The organism is Pseudomonas sp. UBA5706 (genome assembly GCF_002419965.1).
GTDB lineage: Bacteria > Pseudomonadota > Gammaproteobacteria > Pseudomonadales > Pseudomonadaceae > Aquipseudomonas.
In genome coordinates, this window is the sequence record NZ_DIHC01000057.1 from 33,872 (window position 1) to 52,889 (window position 19,018).

The 19,018-nt window shown below is 59.2% G+C and carries 20 protein-coding genes; 3 read left to right on the forward strand and 17 right to left on the reverse strand.

Translation table 11 applies throughout. The annotated features are described in order from the left end of the window. Positions 1–17: 17 nt before the first annotated feature. Together B3I26_RS26000 and B3I26_RS26005 are read right to left on the reverse strand one after the other, a co-directional pair. Positions 18–566: a sugar ABC transporter ATPase gene (locus B3I26_RS26000; protein ID WP_296262108.1), complete on the reverse strand. Its 549-nt coding sequence runs from the start codon at positions 564–566 to the stop codon at positions 18–20. A 73-nt stretch (positions 567–639) separates the two neighbouring features. Next, positions 640–1,425 (reverse strand): sulfite exporter TauE/SafE family protein, encoded by a 786-nt coding sequence (locus B3I26_RS26005; RefSeq protein ID WP_296262110.1) that lies wholly within the window; start codon positions 1,423–1,425, stop codon positions 640–642. Positions 1,426–1,561: 136 nt separating this feature from the next. Between B3I26_RS26005 and xseA the strand changes: the two genes are divergently transcribed. The 3 genes from xseA (at position 1,562) to leuA (ending at position 5,848) form a co-directional block, all read left to right on the forward strand. Next, positions 1,562–2,941: an exodeoxyribonuclease VII large subunit gene (xseA, locus tag B3I26_RS26010; protein ID WP_296262289.1), complete on the forward strand. Its 1,380-nt coding sequence runs from the start codon at positions 1,562–1,564 to the stop codon at positions 2,939–2,941. 3 nt (positions 2,942–2,944) lie between these two features. Further along, on the forward strand, positions 2,945–3,787 hold the full coding sequence (locus B3I26_RS26015; RefSeq protein ID WP_296262113.1) for a M23 family metallopeptidase: 843 nt from the start codon (positions 2,945–2,947) through the stop codon (positions 3,785–3,787). Between the two features lie 378 nt (positions 3,788–4,165). Beyond that, positions 4,166–5,848, forward strand: coding sequence for a 2-isopropylmalate synthase (gene leuA, locus B3I26_RS26020; RefSeq protein WP_296262114.1), 1,683 nt, complete (start codon positions 4,166–4,168; stop codon positions 5,846–5,848). A gap of 197 nt (positions 5,849–6,045) precedes the next feature. Here the strand turns inward: leuA and B3I26_RS26025 are convergent, their stop codons facing one another. The 15 genes from B3I26_RS26025 to fdx form a co-directional block, all read right to left on the reverse strand. Beyond that, the gene (locus tag B3I26_RS26025) at positions 6,046–6,456 is read right to left on the reverse strand and encodes a hypothetical protein (RefSeq protein WP_296262117.1); all 411 of its coding nucleotides are present in this window, start codon (positions 6,454–6,456) and stop codon (positions 6,046–6,048) included. Positions 6,457–6,576: 120 nt separating this feature from the next. Continuing rightward, positions 6,577–7,008, reverse strand: a complete 432-nt coding sequence (locus B3I26_RS26030) for a hypothetical protein (protein WP_296262120.1) — start codon at positions 7,006–7,008, stop codon at positions 6,577–6,579. 58 nt (positions 7,009–7,066) lie between these two features. Then, positions 7,067–7,858 carry an amidohydrolase gene (locus B3I26_RS26035; protein WP_296262123.1) on the reverse strand — a complete coding sequence of 264 codons (792 nt, stop codon included), beginning with the start codon at positions 7,856–7,858 and terminating at the stop codon, positions 7,067–7,069. Continuing rightward, positions 7,846–8,994 (reverse strand): pyridoxal phosphate-dependent aminotransferase, encoded by a 1,149-nt coding sequence (locus tag B3I26_RS26040; protein ID WP_296262124.1) that lies wholly within the window; start codon positions 8,992–8,994, stop codon positions 7,846–7,848. Before B3I26_RS26040 ends, B3I26_RS26035 begins: the two co-directional genes overlap by 13 nt. 118 nt (positions 8,995–9,112) lie before the next feature. After that, positions 9,113–10,582 (reverse strand): ribosome biogenesis GTPase Der, encoded by a 1,470-nt coding sequence (der, locus tag B3I26_RS26045; protein ID WP_296262126.1) that lies wholly within the window; start codon positions 10,580–10,582, stop codon positions 9,113–9,115. A gap of 149 nt (positions 10,583–10,731) precedes the next feature. Then, positions 10,732–11,883, reverse strand: a complete 1,152-nt coding sequence (gene bamB, locus B3I26_RS26050) for an outer membrane protein assembly factor BamB (protein WP_296262128.1) — start codon at positions 11,881–11,883, stop codon at positions 10,732–10,734. Further along, on the reverse strand, positions 11,876–12,517 hold the full coding sequence (locus B3I26_RS26055; protein ID WP_296262132.1) for a YfgM family protein: 642 nt from the start codon (positions 12,515–12,517) through the stop codon (positions 11,876–11,878). Before B3I26_RS26055 ends, bamB begins: the two co-directional genes overlap by 8 nt. A gap of 36 nt (positions 12,518–12,553) precedes the next feature. Then, positions 12,554–13,843: a histidine--tRNA ligase gene (hisS, locus tag B3I26_RS26060; protein WP_296262134.1), complete on the reverse strand. Its 1,290-nt coding sequence runs from the start codon at positions 13,841–13,843 to the stop codon at positions 12,554–12,556. 20 nt (positions 13,844–13,863) lie between these two features. After that, positions 13,864–14,973, reverse strand: a complete 1,110-nt coding sequence (gene ispG / locus B3I26_RS26065; protein ID WP_296262136.1) for a flavodoxin-dependent (E)-4-hydroxy-3-methylbut-2-enyl-diphosphate synthase — start codon at positions 14,971–14,973, stop codon at positions 13,864–13,866. A 3-nt stretch (positions 14,974–14,976) separates the two neighbouring features. Then, the gene (locus B3I26_RS26070; protein ID WP_296262138.1) at positions 14,977–15,984 is read right to left on the reverse strand and encodes a RodZ domain-containing protein; all 1,008 of its coding nucleotides are present in this window, start codon (positions 15,982–15,984) and stop codon (positions 14,977–14,979) included. Further along, positions 15,984–16,742, reverse strand: a complete 759-nt coding sequence (gene pilW, locus B3I26_RS26075; RefSeq protein WP_296262142.1) for a type IV pilus biogenesis/stability protein PilW — start codon at positions 16,740–16,742, stop codon at positions 15,984–15,986. The genes B3I26_RS26070 and pilW overlap by 1 nt, the downstream gene beginning before the upstream one ends. Positions 16,743–16,768: 26 nt before the next feature. Then, on the reverse strand, positions 16,769–17,917 hold the full coding sequence (rlmN, locus tag B3I26_RS26080) for a 23S rRNA (adenine(2503)-C(2))-methyltransferase RlmN (RefSeq protein ID WP_296262146.1): 1,149 nt from the start codon (positions 17,915–17,917) through the stop codon (positions 16,769–16,771). Between the two features lie 27 nt (positions 17,918–17,944). Beyond that, positions 17,945–18,370, reverse strand: coding sequence for a nucleoside-diphosphate kinase (gene ndk / locus B3I26_RS26085; protein WP_133752248.1), 426 nt, complete (start codon positions 18,368–18,370; stop codon positions 17,945–17,947). Positions 18,371–18,460: 90 nt separating this feature from the next. Then, positions 18,461–18,661 (reverse strand): Fe-S cluster assembly protein IscX, encoded by a 201-nt coding sequence (gene iscX / locus B3I26_RS26090; RefSeq protein ID WP_296262149.1) that lies wholly within the window; start codon positions 18,659–18,661, stop codon positions 18,461–18,463. A gap of 13 nt (positions 18,662–18,674) precedes the next feature. Next, positions 18,675–19,016: an ISC system 2Fe-2S type ferredoxin gene (gene fdx, locus B3I26_RS26095; RefSeq protein ID WP_296262151.1), complete on the reverse strand. Its 342-nt coding sequence runs from the start codon at positions 19,014–19,016 to the stop codon at positions 18,675–18,677. Positions 19,017–19,018: the final 2 nt, after the last annotated feature.

The following is a 19,018-nucleotide window of genomic DNA, read 5'->3' on the forward strand; positions in this document are numbered from 1 at the left end:
GCATCAAACCCCTCTTTTTATAGCCGCACTTTGACGAAAGACACCGGGCGGTCCAGACGTTCGGCGAACTCTTCTACGAAACGGGCCTTGAAGCCTGCGTCCAGCCAGTTATTGAAGATAAATCCCAGGTTGGAAAAGCCGCAGGGATCGAGAAAAAGAAAGCCATTGATGTCGTCCTCATGGCGACATTCCGGGCAAATGAAGTTATCGGTATGGCCCGGCATCCATTCTTCCAGACTGTCGAACAGCGCTTCGCCAATCTCGCGACGACATTCGGGGCAACCGGCTTCCTCCTTGAAACCCTGCTGCGGCGTATAGATACAGCGCTTGAGCACGATTTCCAGGCCATTGACCGGCTGGCCGTAAGGCAACGCATCAGGGTTTTCGACAAAGCGTCGGGCGCCGGGCGCAATCGCGTAGGCCATGCGATTGAAACTGCGGCCGCACGTGGTCAGCGTTTGCTCGACGACATCGAGCTTCACCAGCCAGCGCAGAATCGCCCGCGCTTTGGCCTCATGGGCCGGAAAGCTGGATATCTGCGGGACAATGATGCTTTGGGTATTCATGTCGGGCCTGCCTGACGCTGGATCGGGGGACGGCAGCTTAATACCACCGCCGATCACGTCAAGCAGCACGTTTTCAGCTTGTCAGGTAACGACCGATCAACGTGATGCCACTGATCAGCACCAGCCAGGTGACCAGCCGCACGAATGTCTCGCGGGACAGGCGCATGACCAGACGCCGGCCAACCCACGAGCCGATCATCATCGCGGGTAACAGGCACACGGCCAGCAGCAGCAACGACATTTGCGCGTAGACGCCGGTGATCACGAACAGGCTCAGCCGCACCAGGGTACTGCAACTGATTAGCGCATTCTGCGTGGCGCGCGCCTGGGTTTTATCGGTCAAGCGCCCGTTGAGGTAGATCGCATACAAAAAGCCGCCGCTACCGAACAGGGCGCCAAACAGTCCACCTATAGTCCCCATGGGCACCGACCAGATGGCCGACAGCTGGGTAGGCCGGACTTTAACCGCGAGGCTGTAAAGCGAGTAGCCGACCAGAAACAGCCCCATCATTAATAGAAGCACGTCGGACTTAAGGTTCAGCAGGAACAGCACCCCCAACGTACAACCGATGGCCATGCACGGCACCATGCGCAGCAGCTCGGCGCGCACCACCGACTCGCGCGATGGCAGCAGGTGACTGAACGCAGCGATGAAATCCAGCATGACCAACAGCGGAATGATCCGCGACAACGGCATGAAATGAATCAGCACAGGACCGGCCACCAGCGCCGTGCCGAAGCCGGCGATGGCGAAGACCAGATAGGCCGCGATGACCCCGCCTTCGATGAACAACCAGTCCATTGGGGTCAACCCCAATTGATTGAAAACGTCCGATAGCTCGGCGAGGGTAGTGACCATTATTTCCTCCTTGGATGGGCGGCGGCGCACAGCATACTCGAAATGGCGTCCCGCTTCGCCTGTAGCAACCGACAAGCCTTGCACCTGCAGGTGCGAGTACACGACAACGTGCCCCAATGCCTTTATCATGCCTGCCATGATCAAAGACCCCTTCGCAAGACTCGGCCTTGACCGGGAAATCCTCACCGTCAGCCAGCTCAACGGCCGTGCTCGCGTGCTGCTGGAAGATGTGTTTTCCAACATCTGGGTCGAGGGTGAGATTTCCAACCTGTCGCGACCGGCTTCCGGTCATGTGTACTTCACGCTTAAGGACACCGGCGCGCAGGTGCGCTGCGCCCTGTTTCGCAGCAACGCTGCGCGGGTGCGCCAGGCACTGAAGGACGGGCTGGCGGTCAAAGTGCGTGGCAAGGTCTCGCTGTTCGAGGGGCGCGGCGACTATCAGTTGATCCTCGACACCGTCGAGCCGGCCGGTGATGGCGCGCTGCGGTTGGCTTTCGATGCGTTGAAAGAAAAACTCAACGCCGAGGGCCTTTTCAGTGCTGAGCGCAAGGTACCCCTGCCCCTGCATCCGCAGCGCATCGGTATCATCAGCTCGCCCACAGGCGCGGTGATTCGCGACATCATCAGCGTGTTCCGCCGCCGCGCGCCGCGGGTCGAACTGACGCTGATCCCGACCGCGGTGCAGGGTCGAGAGGCAATTAACCAGATCGTTCGCGCACTGAAACTGGCCGATTCCCGTGGCTTTGATGCGCTGATCCTGGCCAGAGGCGGAGGTTCGCTGGAGGATTTGTGGTGCTTCAACGAAGAGGCCGTGGCCCGCGCCATCGATGCCTGCGTGACGCCGATCGTCAGCGCCGTCGGCCATGAAACCGATGTTTCCATCAGTGATTTCGTGGCCGACATCCGCGCACCGACGCCCTCCGCTGCTGCCGAACTGCTGGCTCCTGATTCCAGCGACCTGCACCGTCGCGTGGAGAGCCTGCAACGGCGCCTGATCAGTCGCATGCAGGATCGGCTGATGCGCGAACAGCTGCGGCTGGACGGCATCTCTCGCCGCTTGCGTCATCCAGGTGAGCGCCTGCGCCAGCGTGCCCAGCGTCTGGACGATCTGGACATGCGCATGCGCCGGGCGTTCGAACAGCAAATGCACAAACGCCAGGTGCGCATGAGCCACCTGCAAAGCCGTCTGGCTGCACAACATCCGGGACGCACCCTGGCGTTCCTGCGTCAGCGCCTGACCGTGCTGGCCGAGCGCCTTCCCCGCGCCATCAAGGAAGACCTCAAGACCCGTCGCTTGCAATTGCAAAGCCAGGTGCAGACGCTGAACGTGGTCAGCCCGCTTGCCACATTGGGTCGCGGCTACAGCATCCTGCTGGACGAGCGCGGCAGGGCAATTCGCGCAGCCGAACAGACCCACACAGGCCAACGCCTGACGGCAAAGCTGGGCGAAGGCGAGTTGCAAGTGCGGGTCGAGGACAATCATCTGACACCCGTCACCCTTTCTCTTCTGGACTGATCGATGCCGCTTCTTACCTTCCGTTCTCTGATCGGTGCCGCGCTGGCCCTGTGTCTGACGCTCCCGGCATATGCCGACAGTTACATCGCCCGCCTTTTGAACAAGCCCGTACCCGGCGGCGTCGCGGTGATCGACCTTGGCCCGGCTGTTCAAGCACCGAAAGCAACCTTTCAAGGCAAACCGGTACTGGTGGTCAAGGATCAGGATGCACGGTGGCTGGCGGTGGTGGGCATTGCGCTGAGCATCAAACCCGGCACTTCACAGCAAGTCAGCAGCGCAGGCCGCAATCTGCCGTTCACGGTGGGCAGCAAGAAGTACCCTGAGCAGCACATCACGCTGAAGAATCAGCGTCAGGTCAATCCGAACCCCGATGACTTGAAACGCATCGAGCAGGAACTGGATGTGCAAGTGCGCGCCTATCGCAGCTTCAGCCCGGTTACGCCGAGCAACCTGCTGCTGGATAAACCCGTCGATGGTCCGCTCTCCAGCAAATTCGGTGTACGGCGCTTCTTCAATGGCGAAGAACGCAATCCCCACGCAGGTCTGGACTTTGCCGTTCCGGCGGGCACGCCCATCAAAGCCCCTGCCGCTGGCAAGGTCATTCTGATCGGCAATTATTTCTTTAACGGCAACACGGTGTTCGTCGACCACGGGCAAGGCTTCATCAGCATGTACTGTCATATGTCGAAGATTGACGTGAAAGTCGGCGATGCGGTGCCTCGTGGGGGGGTGGTGGGGCGCGTTGGCTCGACGGGGCGTGCGACGGGGCCGCATATGCACTGGAATGTCAGCCTAAACGATGCACGGGTCGATCCGGCGATCTTCATCAACGCATTCCAGCCCTGATCATTCAGGGTGTGCCGACTTCCGGCAGCGCATGGCCCGGTAGCAGCGACAATGCGGGCCGGGACCCGCGTTTTCGCCAATCGACAACGCTCCGCAATAAAATTTCACATACGCATCGCCGGACGCCACGAAATCCTGTAAATCCGGCTTTACCGAGATCATCTCCCAATTTTTTGCAAGTGCTTGTCAGCTTTCACCCCATTGGTTACGTTGCACACATGAAAACTGCTCACACCCTCATTCTGCTGCGTCAACATCGTTGCCTCCGCCTCGTCAGTGCTCGACTGCCAGGCTAAATCGCGGTGCCTTGACCCTGTCTGTCCAGTAAATCGGCTGGCCGCCCTCCCCCGGCCCTGAGTACAAAAAAGGATTATTAACATGACCATGCTCAACGATCCCTCGGCGAAGTACCGCGCGTTTCCGACCATCGACCTGCCTGACCGTACCTGGCCTTCCAAGACCATTACCGAGGTGCCGATCTGGTGCAGCTCCGACTTGCGTGACGGTAACCAGTCGCTGATCGAGCCAATGGATTCGGTCAAAAAACTGCGCTTCTGGAAAACGCTGGTGCAGGTTGGCGTAAAGGAAATCGAAGCGTCGTTCCCGGCCGCATCGCAAACCGATTTCGACTTCGTGCGTACCTTGATCGAAGACGGTCACATTCCGGACGACACCACCATCCAGGTGCTGACCCAAGGCCGTGAAGACCTGATCGCCCGCACCTTCGAATCCCTGCGCGGCGCCAAGAAAGCCATCGTGCATCTTTACAACGCGACGTCTCCGTCGTTCCGCCGCATCGTCTTCAACCAGGATAAGGATGGGGTCAAAGCCATCGCGGTCAACGCGGCCAAACTGTTCGTCAAATACGCCGCCCAACAGCCGCAAACCCAATGGCAGTTCGAGTACTCGCCGGAAACCTTCAGCGCCACTGAGCTGGACTTCGCCAAGGAAGTCTGTGACGCCGTAATCGAAGTGTGGAATGCCACACCGCAGAACAAGGTGATCCTCAACCTGCCAGCCACCGTCGAAGTGGCAACCCCGAATATCTACGCCGACCAGATCGAGTGGTTCTGCCGCAACATCAACCGTCGCGACAGCGTGATCATCAGCTTGCACACCCACAACGACCGTGGCACAGGCGTGGCCGCGACCGAATTGGGCCTGATGGCCGGCGCCGACCGCGTCGAAGGCTGCCTGTTCGGCAACGGCGAGCGCACCGGCAACGTCGACCTGGTGACGGTTGCCCTGAACATGTACACCCAGGGCCTGAACCCGCAGTTGGATTTTTCCGACATCGACGGCGTGCGCAAGGTCGTCGAAGAGTGCAACCAGATTCCGGTGCATCCGCGCCACCCGTACGTCGGCGACCTGGTCCATACCGCGTTCTCCGGCTCGCACCAGGACGCTATCCGCAAAGGCTTTACCCAGCAAAAAGACGGCGCGCTGTGGGAAGTGCCTTACCTGCCGATCGATCCGGCGGACATCGGCCGCAGCTATGAGGCGGTCATTCGGGTGAACAGCCAATCCGGCAAAGGTGGCATCACTTACCTGCTGGAGCAGGAATACGGAATCTCCCTCCCACGTCGCATGCAGATCGAGTTCAGCCAAGTGGTTCAGGGCGAGACCGATCGTCTGGGCCTGGAAATGACCGCGCAGCAAATCTACTCGCTGTTCAAGACCGAATACCTGCAAGCCAACAAGCCCTATGCCCTGGTCAGCCATCGTCTGCAGGAAGAGAACGGTCACAGCGCTGTTGAAGTCGAAGTCACCGGCAAGGGTGATAGCGAAAGCAATCTGCATTGGAAAGGCCGCGGCAACGGCGCGCTGGAGGCACTGGTGGCGGGTCTGCCGGTCAAGGCGGAGATCATGGATTACAACGAGCATGCTATCGGCGCAGGCACCACGGCCAAGGCCGCAGCCTATATCGAACTGCGTGTAAACGGTGAGCGCGCCGTGCACGGTGTGGGCATCGACGAAAACATCACCACCGCCAGCTTCAAGGCACTGTTCAGTGCATTAAACCGCGCGCTGATCCAGGCCGAAACCGCGCAGGCTGCTTGATCGTTAGGACGCGGCAGGATGGTACACGGTGTAGCAGCGCGGTTTGTCGGCCATAGCGTTCTAAAGATAGCTATCGCCGGCAAGCCGTATTGCTAACAGGGGTTCAAACCCGGTGAAAGCCTACACCTCAATGCGATATCCCTAAAAAAGGCCCTGGAGCATAGGCTTCAGGGCCTTTTCATTTCCTGGCGTTGGGCTCAAGCGGTGGTGCTGACCGTGCCTTTCATCAATTCCAGCAACGCCGCCTGCTGAGCGTTTAACTGTGCCATGGTGCTAGCAATCTGCTGCTGGACCGCCATCACCTGCTGTGCTTTCTCTTCGTCGGGCGCTTTACTGTTCTGCGCGACTGCCAGTTGAGCCTGCTGTTGCTGCAGTATCTTCTGGGTCTGCTTTATCTGCTCCTGCAACTGCTTAATCGCCTGGTCGGTCGGCGACGCGGGCTCGTCACCGGCCTTGTCGGCGCCTTTAGCCTGAGGATCATGGTAGACGTTGCCTCGCAGACTCACATTGGCGGTAGTCGCATCGCTCTTGGCGGACTCGTCATTCTTGAACCCAGCCGTGAACACGCTGGAGTAAGCACTCAACGAACTCGTATTGATTGTGGTCATGATGAACTCCTGTTCTGTGCACTTTGTATCGGCCAGTGTACAAAGAACTGAAGAGCATCGTTTCGCGCACGCAAAAACGCCCCATAGCCAATGGCCGTGGAGCGCTTGCGAGTAAGAGGATCAGGCGGTGGTGTTGATGCTGCCGGACTTCTCCAGCTGCACCAATGCAGCTTCTTGCGTAGCAAGCGTGGCAGCAGTAGATGAAATCTGGCCTTCGATGGCCATTGCGCGCTGCGCTTTTTCTTCGTCCGAACCTTTGCTGACCTGAGCGGCCGCCAGTTGCTGTTCCTGTTGCTGCAGTTGCTTCTGGGTTTCCTTGATCTGGGCTTCAAGCTTCTCGATCGCCTGCTCGCTTTCGCTGGAAGAACTGGAGCTTGAGCCCGCGCCACCTGCTGCGCTGGCACCGCCAGCTTGCGTGGTGGAACTGGTGGCAGCGGCCGCCGTGGTCGAGGTATCGCTGTCGGTGCTGGCAGTCGTGGTGGCGTCTTTCTTGACCGCTACGGTAAAGCTGCTGGCGTAAGAAGCAAGTGAGGACGTGCTGATGGTGGTCATACCGATCTCCTGTTTTGGTACAACGCTATCGACCGCAAACCCCGTAAACTCTATGACTTTAGTGTATCTCGAATGTATCAGCGTCGAGATATGCCGGGAATTTCTGCCGATAGCTCGCCAGGCTTTCGGCGGACAGGCTGACGTGAAACACGCCATCGGCCTCGCCGCTGTTCAGCAGGCTCTCGCCCTGAAAATCCAGTACCTGACTGTCGCCGGTATAGCCCAGGCCTTTGCCATCAATGCCGATGCGATTTACCGCTGCCACATAACACAGGTTCTCGATGGCCCGTGCCGGCAGCAAACGGTTCCAGTGCAGACGTCTGGCCCCTGGCCAGTTGGCCGTGTACAGCAGCAGATCGGTGCCCTGCGCGCCCCGGCTCCACACGGGAAAACGCAGGTCGTAGCAGATCAACGGGCGAATTCGCCAGCCTTTGAGTTCGAACTGCACTTGCCGCTCGCCGGGGCTGTAATGCTCGTGTTCGTTGGCCATGCGGAACAGGTGGCGCTTGTCATAGTGCAAAAGCTCGCCATCGGGACGCGCCCACAGCAGACGGTTGCGGTGACTGCCATCGGCAGCACGAATGATCACGCTGCCCGTCACCACCGCATCAAGGCGCCTGGCCTGCTTCAGCAGCCACTGTGAAGTGATGCCGTTCTCGGGCTCGGCCAGCATCTGGGACGCCATCGAAAACCCTGTGGTGAACATCTCCGGCAGAATCACCAGGTCAGCGCCCTCCGCTTGAGCGAGCAGTTCTTCGAAGTGCGCGTGGTTAGCCTTGCAGTCATGCCAGACCAGAGTGGTCTGCACCAAGGCGATGTTCAGGCTTTGCAGCGGGCTTAGATCGCGCATAGTTTTTCCGCTGCCTGAAGCAACGTCTCCTCACGCTTGGGAAAGCACAAGCGAATCAAACGCTGGCCTTCAGGCGGGTTCTGGTAGAACACCGATGGCGGAATGCTCGCTACCCCGTGTTCACGGGTCATCCATAGCGACATCTCGACGTCGTTCAGATCAGGACGAATCCCCGAGTAATCGACCAGTTGAAAATAAGTCCCGGCAGCGCGCGTGAAGGTGAAGCGCGAGGTTTGCAGCCGGTCGCAAAAGAAATCACGCTTGGCCTGATAGAACGCTGGTAATTCTTCGACATGTTCCGGGCACGCCGCCATGAAGTCGGCCAAGGCCCATTGCAACGGAGTAACACCGCAGAAAGCAACGAACTGATGGACCTTGCGCATTTCGGCAGTGAGCGCGGGGGGCGCTATCAGGTAACCGGTTTTCCAGCCAGTCACATGATAGGTCTTACCGAACGAACTGATCACGAAAGCACGTTCATAAAGCTCTTCATGCGCCAGGACGCTGACATGCTTCACGCCGTCGAATACCAGATGTTCGTACACCTCATCACTGACGAGGTAAATGTCCCGGTCGCGGATCAGCGCTGCCAGTCGGTCCAGTTCCTCACGGGTGATCAGGGCGCCACTGGGGTTGTGGGGCGTATTGATCACGATCATGCGAGTCTTGGGACTCAGCGCCGCGCCGAGCTGTTCCCAATCGATGGAGAACTCGCCGTCCTTGAGTTGCACATGCACGCAACGCCCGCCTGCCAGCTCGACCGAAGGCGCGTAGCTGTCATAACACGGGTCGAACACGATGACCTCATCGCCCGCGCGCACGACGGCCTGAATCGCGCAAAAGATTGCGTGGGTCGCACCGGGCGTGATGGTGACTTCGGTGTCGACATTGACCTGACGACCGTAGGAGCGCTCGATCTTGGCAGCGACCTGCTGTCGTAATGCGGGCAGTCCGGCCGACGGCGCATATTGGTTGAACCCGTCCATGGTGCGGCGGCAAAGGGCTTCGCGCAGCGCGTCGGGCCCTTCGAAGTCGGGAAAACCCTGAGACAGATTGATCGCACCGGTATCGGCTGCAAGCTGGGACATCACGGTGAAAATAGTGGTACCAACGTTCGGCAATTTGCTGGTGATCATGGGGTTTTCCTGCTCCACACCCAGCTCCAGAACGGCACGGGGACTCGCAGAATAGCCCAGACGACGCTCACAAAAAAAGGCGCTACTTGCGCCTTTTCAAAGAAAGTCCGTTACACGATTAACGCTTGTCGCGTCGTTTCTTGTCGGCTTTCTTGTGGTGCGACATCAAGCGACGCTTCTTGTTGACCTGGCGGTCGGTCAGCGTGTTCTTATTGCCTTCGTACGGGTTTTCACCGCCCTTGAACTCAATGCGGATCGGGGTACCGACCAGCTTGAGCACACGACGGTAGGTGTTTTCCAGATAACGCACGTAAGACTTCGGAACCTTCTCGACCTGGTTACCGTGGATCACGATCAGCGGTGGGTTCGCACCACCCAAGTGAGCGTAACGCAGTTTGATACGACGGCTACCGACCATCGGTGGCGCGTGCTCACTGACCGCGTCTTCGAGGATCTGGGTCAGACGGCTGGTCGGCCAGCGCGTAACAGCTGACTTGAACGAGTTCTGCACTGATTGATACAGGTTGCCGACACCCGTGCCATGCAACGCAGAGATGAAATGGATATCGGCAAAGTCGACGAAGAACAACCGACGTTCCAGCTCGGTCTTCACATAATCGCGCTCGCTCGGCACCATGCCGTCCCACTTGTTCAAAGCAATGACCAGCGCACGACCGGCTTCCAGGGCGAAGCCCAGCAGATTCAGATCGTGGTCGACGACACCTTCTCGGGCGTCCATCACGAAGATCACCACGTTGGCGTCCTTAATCGCCTGAAGGGTTTTGACCACGGAGAATTTTTCGACTTCTTCGTGGATCTTGCCGCGCTTGCGCACGCCGGCGGTGTCGATCAGCGTGTACTTCTCGTCGTTACGTTCGAACGGGATGTAGATACTGTCGCGGGTGGTGCCGGGCTGGTCATAGACGATGACGCGGTCTTCCCCGAGCATGCGGTTAACCAGCGTGGACTTGCCGACGTTCGGGCGACCGATGATCGCGATCTTGATGCCATCTTTTTCGCTCGGGCCAGGGATGCGCTTGGCTTCTTCGCCCTCGGCAACGTCTTCCTCTTCACCCTCTTCCACTTCATCGGCGTCTTTGGGAAAGTCGCGCAGGGCGATTTCCAGCATCTGCGTGATGCCGCGACCGTGAGCACCGGCGACCGGGATTGCATCGCCCATGCCCAGTGGGGCGAACTCGGCGCGAGCCATGTCAGGGTCAATGTTGTCGACCTTGTTGGCAACCACATACGAGGTTTTGTTGCGCTTGCGCAGGTGCTCGCCAATCATCTGGTCGGCGGCGGTAAAGCCCGCTTTGGCGTCTACCAGAAACAACACGACATCGGCTTCTTCGATGGCCAGCAGCGACTGCTCGGCCATCTTTTCGTCCATGCCGTGCTCATCACCAGAAATACCGCCGGTGTCGATCAGGATGTAGGTACGCCCTTGCCACTTGGCCTCACCGTATTGGCGATCACGGGTCAGACCGGACAAGTCGCCGACGATGGCGTCGCGAGTCCTGGTCAGGCGATTGAACAAGGTGGACTTGCCGACGTTCGGTCGACCCACCAGGGCGATTACGGGAACCATGCGGCTCTCCACTTCGTTATTTCAGAAAATACAAAAGCCGCTGCAAGGCAGCGGCCGGAGTTCGGAGCGACACCAAAGTGCCGCAAGCCCCGTCAGAGCGGGGCTGCCGGAGAGAGCCGTTGAAAGGCCTTCCCCAGCATAGACAGCCATCACTTGATCGTCAGGGCTTCCAGCTTGCCGCTGTTACCAAAGACGTAAATGGTGTTGCCCGAAACCAGCGGGCGTGCACGCAGGCCATCGCTGTCGATCTTTTCACGGCCAACGAAGTGACCGTCGACCTGGCTGAGCAGATGCAGATAGCCTTCCATGTCGCCAACCGCTACGTAGCTGGAGAACACTTCAGGCGATCCCAACTGGCGGCGAGCCAGCGAGTCATTGCTCCACAGCGCAGTGGACGAACGCTCATCGACGCCTTCGACGGTGCCGTTGGCCAGGGAAACGTAGACGCTACCAAAACCCTGGGCGACGCCCGAATAGCTCGACGCATCACGCTGCCACAGCACACGGCCGCTCTGCAGTTCCAGACCCGCAACGCGGCCCTGATAGGTTGCGACGTACAGCGTACTGCCGGACAACAGCAGCCCGCCGTCGATGTCGACCACGCGATCCAGCTCCGAGCGGCCCTGTGGAATCGCTACGCGCTGCTCCCAGACCGGCACGCCGTTGGTGGTGTCCAGCGCCACGACCTTACCGGTCGACAGGCCAGCAAGGGCCAACTGAGAGGTAACGATCGGTGCACCGGTGCCACGCAAAGTCAGGACCGCAGGCGTGCTTTCGTAGATCCAGCGTTGGCTGCCGGTGGCGGCATCGTAACCGATAACCTTGTCGTCCTGTGTCTGGGCAACGACAACATCACCATTGGTGGCTGGCGCGGAGAGTACTTCGCTGGTCGCCTTTGCCTTCCACTTCTGTTCACCGGTGGCTTCGTCGAGAACGATCACTTCGCCACGCAGGGTGCCGACCATGACCAGGCCAAAACCCACACCGACTGCGCCGGAGACAGGCTGTTCGAGCTCTTTCTTCCAGACCACATCACCGTTGCCGCGGTTGATCGCCATGATCAGACCGTTGGCGTCGGCAGCGTAGATGTTCTCGCCGTCGATGGCGGGAACCAGCATGTTGTAGATGTCGCCCTGGCCGTCACCGACCGAGCGGCTCCACAGCTTCTGCAGAACCACTTCTTCTTTGAAGTCGGTCAACTCGGCCGGAGGCAATTCCTTTTTGCTGTTGCTGCTGCAACCCGCGGCCAGAATGGCCAGAGCCAGCAATGCTGCATGTTTCCAACGAATCACGTCACGCATCCCCTTTCGCCAGATCGTCGAGCTTCATTTGCAGACCGCCCACCGCCGATTGTTCGGACAGCGCAGCCTTGGCCTTCTTGTATGCAGCGTAGGCATCATCAGTACGACCCAACTGAACCAGCAGGTCGCCGCGCAGCTCTTCACGAGCGGCCTCGAACGACTTGTCGACCTGACCGTCGAGCAGCTTCAGCGCATCGTCAGCCTTGTTCTGCGCAGCGAGCACGCGAGCCAGACGTTGACGGGCGATTTCGCCAAGGGTCGGATTGACCGGTTTGTCGCTGACGGCCTTCAGTTCGTTTGCAGCGTCGTCCAGCTTGCCAGTATCGACCGCAACCTTGGCCACGAACAGGCTGCCGTATTGAGCGTAGGCCGTACCACCAAACTCGCTTTTGAGCTTGCCGGCGATTTCAGCCACTTGACCGGCATCTGCCTGACCGCTTGGGGTCAGCGCCGTTTCCAGCAACTGCTGGTACAGGGCCGATGCACCTTGTGCCTGACTGTTCTGATGGCGATGCCAGAACTGCCAGCCCAACACCACGATCACCGCAAGCAGAGCGCCGGTGACCAGAGGCTTGCCGTTACGCTGCCACCAGTCCTTGACCACGGCCAGCTGTTCATCATCAGTACTCGACACCCCAATACTCCTATCCAATTCGGCTGTTTATTAGCTTCATGCCTGCACAATGCAGGAGGCCAGGTGCTCGGAAAGAGCATCCCAGGCAATATTTTGTTGTTCGCCCTGACCGCGCAAAGGTTTGAAGCCCACTTCCTTGCGAGCCAGCTCTTCATCACCAAGAATCAGCGCATACGGCGCACCGCTCTTGTCGGCCTTCTTGAACTGGCTTTTGAAGCTGCCAGCCCCAGCATTGACCTGCAGACGCAGATTCGGGGAGTGATCGCGCAAACGCTCTGACAGCGCCAGTGCAGCCAATTCGGCGGCTTCGCCAAAGGCGCAGACGTAAACATCGACAGTGCGCGAAATTTCTTCAGGGACCTGCTCCAGCGTCTCCAGCAGCAGGACCAGCCGCTCGATGCCCATGGCAAAACCGACACCGGCAGTGGGTTTGCCGCCCATCTGCTCGACCAGACCGTCGTAGCGGCCACCTGCACAGACAGTACCCTGGGCACCGAGCTGATCGGTGACCCATTCGAAAACCGTCTTACTGTAGTAATCCAGGCCACGCACCAGCTTGGGATTGATCACGTAGGGAATCCCGGCGGCGTCCAGACGCGATTTCAGACCCTCGAAGTGGGCACGCGACTCCTCGTCAAGATAATCGGCGAGCTTCGGCGCATCCACTAGCACGGCCTGGGTTTCAGGATGCTTGGTGTCGAGCACTCGCAGCGGGTTTGTCGTCAGACGGCGCTGGCTGTCTTCGTCCAATTGCTCCAGGCGGGCCGACAGGTACTCGACCAGCGCTTCACGGTAGCGGGCGCGCGCCTCACTGGTGCCCAGGCTGTTCAGTTCCAGCCTGACCGCGCTGCGGATGCCCAGCAGGCCCCATAGGCGCCAAGTCAGGACGATCAGTTCGGCATCGATGTCTGGCCCATCAAGGTTGAACACTTCGCAGCCGATCTGGTGGAACTGGCGATAACGGCCTTTCTGCGGACGCTCGTGGCGGAACATCGGACCGATGTACCACAGTTTCTGCACCTGGCCGCCGCCGGTGATGCCATGCTCCAGCACCGCACGTACGCACGCAGCCGTGCCTTCGGGGCGCAGTGTCAGCGAGTCACCGTTGCGGTCGGCAAAGGTGTACATCTCTTTCTCGACGATATCGGTAACTTCGCCAATGGAGCGCTTGAACAGGTCGGTGAACTCGACGATCGGCATACGGATCTGGCGGTAACCGTAGTTATCCAGCAAACGCGAAACGGTGCCTTCGAAATAGCGCCACAGCGGCGTCTGATCCGGCAGGATGTCGTTCATGCCACGAATGGCTTGCAGAGACTTACTCACAAAAATTCCTTGGAAACTGGTTAGCCGCGAACGATAAGCGCTGCATCGGCCTGGGCCTTTTGGGCCGCTTTCTCACGGATCAAGCGTTCGAGCTCGTCCACGAGATTGTCATTGGTCAGCTTTTGCGCCGGCTTACCATCTATGTAGATCAGGTTCGGCGTGCCACCGGTGAGGCCGATATGGGCCTCCTTGGCTTCCCCAGGACCGTTCACTACACAGCCAATCACCGCGACATCCAGCGGGACCAGCAGGTCCTCAAGGCGCCCTTCCAGCTCGTTCATGGTTTTGACGACATCGAAATTCTGCCGCGAACAGCTCGGACAGGCGATGAAATTAATGCCACGGGAACGCAGATGCAGCGACTTGAGAATGTCGTAACCGACCTTCACTTCTTCAACAGGGTCGGCGGCCAGCGAGATACGAATGGTATCGCCAATTCCTTCGGCCAGCAGCATACCTAGGCCGACGGCCGATTTCACCGTGCCTGAACGCAAACCACCGGCTTCGGTGATTCCCAGGTGCAGTGGCTGGACGATTTGCCTGGCCAGAAGGCGATAGGCTTCGACGGCCATGAACACGTCCGAGGCCTTGACGCTGACCTTGAAGTCCTGGAAATTCAGGCGATCAAGGTGCTCGACGTGACGCAACGCCGACTCCACCAACGCAGCCGGAGTGGGTTCGCCGTATTTCTTCTGCAGGTCCTTTTCCAGTGAACCGGCATTGACGCCGATGCGGATCGGGATGCCGCGGTCACGGGCTGCGTCTACCACCGCGCGCACACGGTCTTCACGACCGATGTTGCCCGGATTGATGCGCAGGCAGTCGACGCCCAACTCCGCCACGCGCAAGGCAATCCGGTAATCGAAGTGGATATCGGCGACCAGCGGCACCTTGACCAGTTGCTTGATGCGACCGAATGCCTCGGCGGCGTCCATGTCCGGCACGGAGACACGAACGATGTCCACACCGGCCGCTTCCAGGCGATTGATCTGGGCGACGGTGGCCGCCACATCATTGGTGTCGCTGTTGGTCATGCTTTGCACCGCAATCGGTGCATCACCGCCAACCGGCACGGAGCCGACCCAGATTTTACGAGATTCGCGACGTTTGATTGGAGATTCGCCGTGCATGACTTATTGCCCCAGCTTCATGCGAGCCGTCTGGCCCGATGTGAAAGGTGTGACGTCCACCGGCTGACCGTTGTAGCTGACCTGCGCAGCATGGGCGACACCCAGGCGCACCGCCAGCGGCGGTTTGCCACTGACATCGACGCTGTCGCCGGCACGCTTGAGGCCGCTGGTCAGTACCTTGCCATTGCTGTCGGTGACCTGGAACCAGCAATCGGCAGTGAACTGTAATTGCACCCGACCGAAACCGGCCGCAACCGGCGCGGCTTCAGCAGCGGGCGCCGGCGCGGGTGCAGCCGTGGTGGCCGGACTCGTGGGGGTGTGAGCAGGCACTACCGGGATCGCCGGGGCGCCGTGAGTCGGGGCTGCCCCCACTGCAGGCGCGGTGGTAACCGGGGCAGGCGCGGTTGGCGCAGCGGAAGTCGTCGGCGCTGATGCGGGAGAATCGGCGTTGTTCAACGGCAATGGCGCCGTGTTGCTCTGCCCTTCAACGACCGCCTGATCTTCCGGCTCGTCCAGCGGATGAATCTGCGTGGTGCCATCGGCGCTTTCGACTTCGACGTGCTCCATGCCCAGACTGGTCGGTTCCTTGCCGCGCAGTGTCGCCTGGTCCTGCCACCAGACAAAACCGCCGCCAATCAATGCCACCAGCAGCAACAGGCTGACGATGCGCAGGATGTTATGGGACAGCCGCACGGGCTCTTCTATACGGCCTAAAGCATGCACGTTGCTGCCTTTGCCGTCGGTGCCGGTGTACTGGTCGAACTGGCTGACCAGCGCGCCTTGATCCAGGCCCATGAGTTTCGCGTAGGCACGGATGTATCCCCGGGCAAAGGTATGACCGGGGAGCTTGTCAAAATCTCCTGACTCGACATAACCCAGGGAAGTCGCGGTGAGGTTCAGCCTCAGAGCCACATCTGGCAGCGACCAGTTTTTACTCTCGCGTGCCTGGCGCAACGTTTCTCCAGGATTCGTACGAGTGGCTGCTACAACTTCGGGATGCGCCGCTTTCATCATTGCTCCGACAGGTATTGCTGATATTCCGGCGTACCGGGATAGAGTCTTTTAAGTTGCAGACCATAGCTGGCTGCCTTGTTGCGATCGTCATAAATCTTCGCCAGACGCGTACCCAACAACAGACTACGTGCATTCTGCTCGCTAAGCTGGCTGAAGCGTTCGTAATAGTCACGCGCCGGCACATAATGCCTGTCTTCGTAAGACAACTCAGCCATTTCCAGCAAGGCGCGCGGTTGCTGACGGTCGAGCCGCAAGGCCTTGCTGAACTGTTCCCCCGCCACATCACGGTTGCCCAGCATCAGCGAGGTCATGCCCAGGTTCTCGAAAACCCTTGCTCGTTCAGCGTAGAGGTTATCGTCGGCGGCCTGCTCAAAGCGCTCGTAAGCTTCCTTGTAACGCTTCTGCTCGTAAAGAAAACTGCCATAGTTATTGAGGATACGAGCGTCCTTGGGGCGGGAGGACAGTGCCTTTTTGTAGTACTGATCGGCCAGCTCGGGCTCGGCCTCGGCCTGAAATACCAGGCCCAGCGCCGAATTGGCGTCGGCATCGGAACTGTCCAGTTCCAGCGCTTTTTTCAGCGGCGCCTTCGCGCGCTCCATCTGCCCCTGCTGCAGATAACCCAGACCCAATTGCACGTAGGCCTGACGAGCCTCCTCACGTCCCTTGCCGGTACTCAGCGGATCGACGTTGCCCGTGGAAACACAGCCCACCAGCAGCGTGGCAAAACACAGCAGCAGCGCAGCGCGCAGAGACATAGAGATCCTCTCAGTCAAATTCGCAGTCAGGTTCGAGCCGCAGCCACCTGAACCCCTTCGGTCTCGGCACTGAGTTCGCGCACAGCGATATAGCGTTCGCTGCGGCGAGTGCGGTCCATTACCTGCCCGACCAGCTGGCCGCAGGCCGCATCGATATCTTCACCACGGGTCGTGCGCACGGTCACGTTGAATCCGGCCTGATGCAGCAGGTCCTGGAAACGACGGATCGCATTATTGCTAGGACGCTCGTAACCCGAATGAGGGAACGGGTTGAACGGGATCAGGTTGACCTTGCAAGGCGTGTCCTTGAGCAACTCGATCATCTCGATGGCGTGCTCGGGCCTGTCGTTGACATCCTTGAGCAACGTGTACTCGATGGTCAACACGCGCTTTTCGCCCAGTGCCGACATGTAGTTGCGGCAGGACTCGAGCAGCATCTTCAACGGATACTTCTTGTTGATCGGTACCAACTGATTACGCAGCGCATCGTTCGGTGCGTGCAGTGACAACGCCAGCGAAACATCAATGTGCTTGGCCAGTTGATCGATCATCGGCACCACGCCCGAGGTGGACAAGGTCACCCGGCGCTTGGAAATGCCATAACCCAGGTCATCCATCATCAGATGCATCGCCGAGATAACGTTGTCGAAGTTCAGCAATGGCTCGCCCATCCCCATCATCACCACGTTGGTGATGGCGCGGTCGATGGTGGCCGGGACACTGCCGAAGGATTTGTTGGCAATCCACACCTGGCCGATGACTTCGGCGGCGGTGAGATTGCTATTGAAGCCTTGCTTGCCGGTAGAGCAGAAACTGCAATCCAGCGCACAGCCCGCCTGGGAGGACACGCACAACGTGCCGCGCTTGCCCTGCGGGATGTAGACGGTCTCGACGCAGCTGCCGGACTCTACGCGCACGACCCACTTACGGGTGCCGTCGCTGGAGATGTCCTCGCTGACAACTTCGGGACCACGAATTTCGGCACGGCGCTCGAGCTTTTCGCGCAGCGCCTTGCCGACGTTCGTCATGGCTTCGAAATTATCGACGCCAAAATGGTGAATCCACTTCATGACCTGACCGGCACGGAAGCGTTTCTCCCCGATGGACTCGAAGAATTTTTCCATTTCCGGCTGGGTCAGACCCAGCAGGTTGATTTTGCCAGTTGTATCAGTCATGGATTCACCCTCACTCGCAGCAGCAGCTTAGCGAGTGGTTACCTCGGTAGCAGCGAAGAAGTAAGCAATTTCGCGAGCAGCAGCAGCTTCGGAATCCGAGCCGTGAACAGCGTTGGCATCGATGGAGTCAGCGAAGTCAGCACGGATGGTGCCGGCAGCAGCTTCTTTAGGGTTGGTCGCACCCATCAGCTCACGGTTCAGCGCGATAGCGTTTTCGCCTTCCAGAACCTGAACGACAACCGGACCGGAGATCATGAAGGCAACCAGGTCACCAAAGAAACCACGAGCGCTGTGTTCAGCGTAGAAACCTTCTGCTTCGGCTTTAGACAGTTGCTTCAGCTTGGAAGCAACGACGCGCAGACCGGCTTTTTCAAAGCGGGTGGTGATCTCGCCGATTACGTTTTTTGCAACGGCATCGGGCTTGATGATCGAGAAAGTACGTTGAACAGCCATGGTGGAACTCCAGAAACGGTGATTATTGCGAAAAATTAAACCCGCGAATTATACGCGGGTTCTGGTGTATTGCCTAACGTGCAAAGATGATCAGTCTATTTCATCGGCCCAGCGGGTCTGGACCGCTTCCAGTACCTTCTCGCCTACCCTGCCGGACGTATCGTCGAACTCCGGCAACTGGAGGATCATCTTCTGCAGTTTGGTGAAACCTACCGAGTAGGGATCGACTCCAGGGTGGGCTTCGGCCAGCTCTTCGGCGATGCGCTGGACATCATTCCAACCATAGCTCATGACAATCCCTCGATCAGTGCGGCGCTTCAGCGGCGTGGTTAAGCGAATACTTCGGGATCTCGACCGTCAGGTCTTCGGTACCGACCTTGGCCTGACAGGCCAGACGCGAAGTGGGCTCCAGCCCCCACGCACGATCAAGGTAGTCCTCTTCCAGCTCATCGGCCTCCTCCAGCGAATTGAAGCCTTCGCGAACGATGCAGTGGCACGTCGTGCAGGCACACACTCCGCCGCACGCACTTTCCATGTCGATGTGGTGTTCGTGAGCCAGTTCCAGAATCGATATGCCTGGCTCAGCCTCCACGACCAGCCCCTCCGGACAAAACTCCTTGTGGGGCAGAAAAATCACCTGCGGCATCA

Coding starts and splice junctions, on each gene's coding strand:
- xseA (WP_296262289.1), top strand. CDS start 1,562: ATGATCAAAGACCCCTTCGCAAGACTCGGCCTTGACCGGGAAATCCTC.
- B3I26_RS26000 (WP_296262108.1), bottom strand. CDS start 566: ATGAATACCCAAAGCATCATTGTCCCGCAGATATCCAGCTTTCCGGCC.
- ndk (WP_133752248.1), bottom strand. CDS start 18,370: ATGGCTGTTCAACGTACTTTCTCGATCATCAAGCCCGATGCCGTTGCA.
- B3I26_RS26030 (WP_296262120.1), bottom strand. CDS start 7,008: ATGACCACCATCAGCACGTCCTCACTTGCTTCTTACGCCAGCAGCTTT.
- der (WP_296262126.1), bottom strand. CDS start 10,582: ATGGTTCCCGTAATCGCCCTGGTGGGTCGACCGAACGTCGGCAAGTCC.
- B3I26_RS26005 (WP_296262110.1), bottom strand. CDS start 1,425: ATGGTCACTACCCTCGCCGAGCTATCGGACGTTTTCAATCAATTGGGG.
- B3I26_RS26015 (WP_296262113.1), top strand. CDS start 2,945: ATGCCGCTTCTTACCTTCCGTTCTCTGATCGGTGCCGCGCTGGCCCTG.
- pilW (WP_296262142.1), bottom strand. CDS start 16,742: ATGTCTCTGCGCGCTGCGCTGCTGCTGTGTTTTGCCACGCTGCTGGTG.
- bamB (WP_296262128.1), bottom strand. CDS start 11,883: ATGCGTGACGTGATTCGTTGGAAACATGCAGCATTGCTGGCTCTGGCC.
- fdx (WP_296262151.1), bottom strand. CDS start 19,016: ATGCCGCAGGTGATTTTTCTGCCCCACAAGGAGTTTTGTCCGGAGGGG.
- leuA (WP_296262114.1), top strand. CDS start 4,166: ATGACCATGCTCAACGATCCCTCGGCGAAGTACCGCGCGTTTCCGACC.
- B3I26_RS26025 (WP_296262117.1), bottom strand. CDS start 6,456: ATGACCACAATCAATACGAGTTCGTTGAGTGCTTACTCCAGCGTGTTC.
- B3I26_RS26070 (WP_296262138.1), bottom strand. CDS start 15,984: ATGAAAGCGGCGCATCCCGAAGTTGTAGCAGCCACTCGTACGAATCCT.
- rlmN (WP_296262146.1), bottom strand. CDS start 17,917: ATGACTGATACAACTGGCAAAATCAACCTGCTGGGTCTGACCCAGCCG.
- B3I26_RS26040 (WP_296262124.1), bottom strand. CDS start 8,994: ATGATCACCAGCAAATTGCCGAACGTTGGTACCACTATTTTCACCGTG.
- iscX (WP_296262149.1), bottom strand. CDS start 18,661: ATGAGCTATGGTTGGAATGATGTCCAGCGCATCGCCGAAGAGCTGGCC.
- ispG (WP_296262136.1), bottom strand. CDS start 14,973: ATGCACGGCGAATCTCCAATCAAACGTCGCGAATCTCGTAAAATCTGG.
- B3I26_RS26035 (WP_296262123.1), bottom strand. CDS start 7,858: ATGCGCGATCTAAGCCCGCTGCAAAGCCTGAACATCGCCTTGGTGCAG.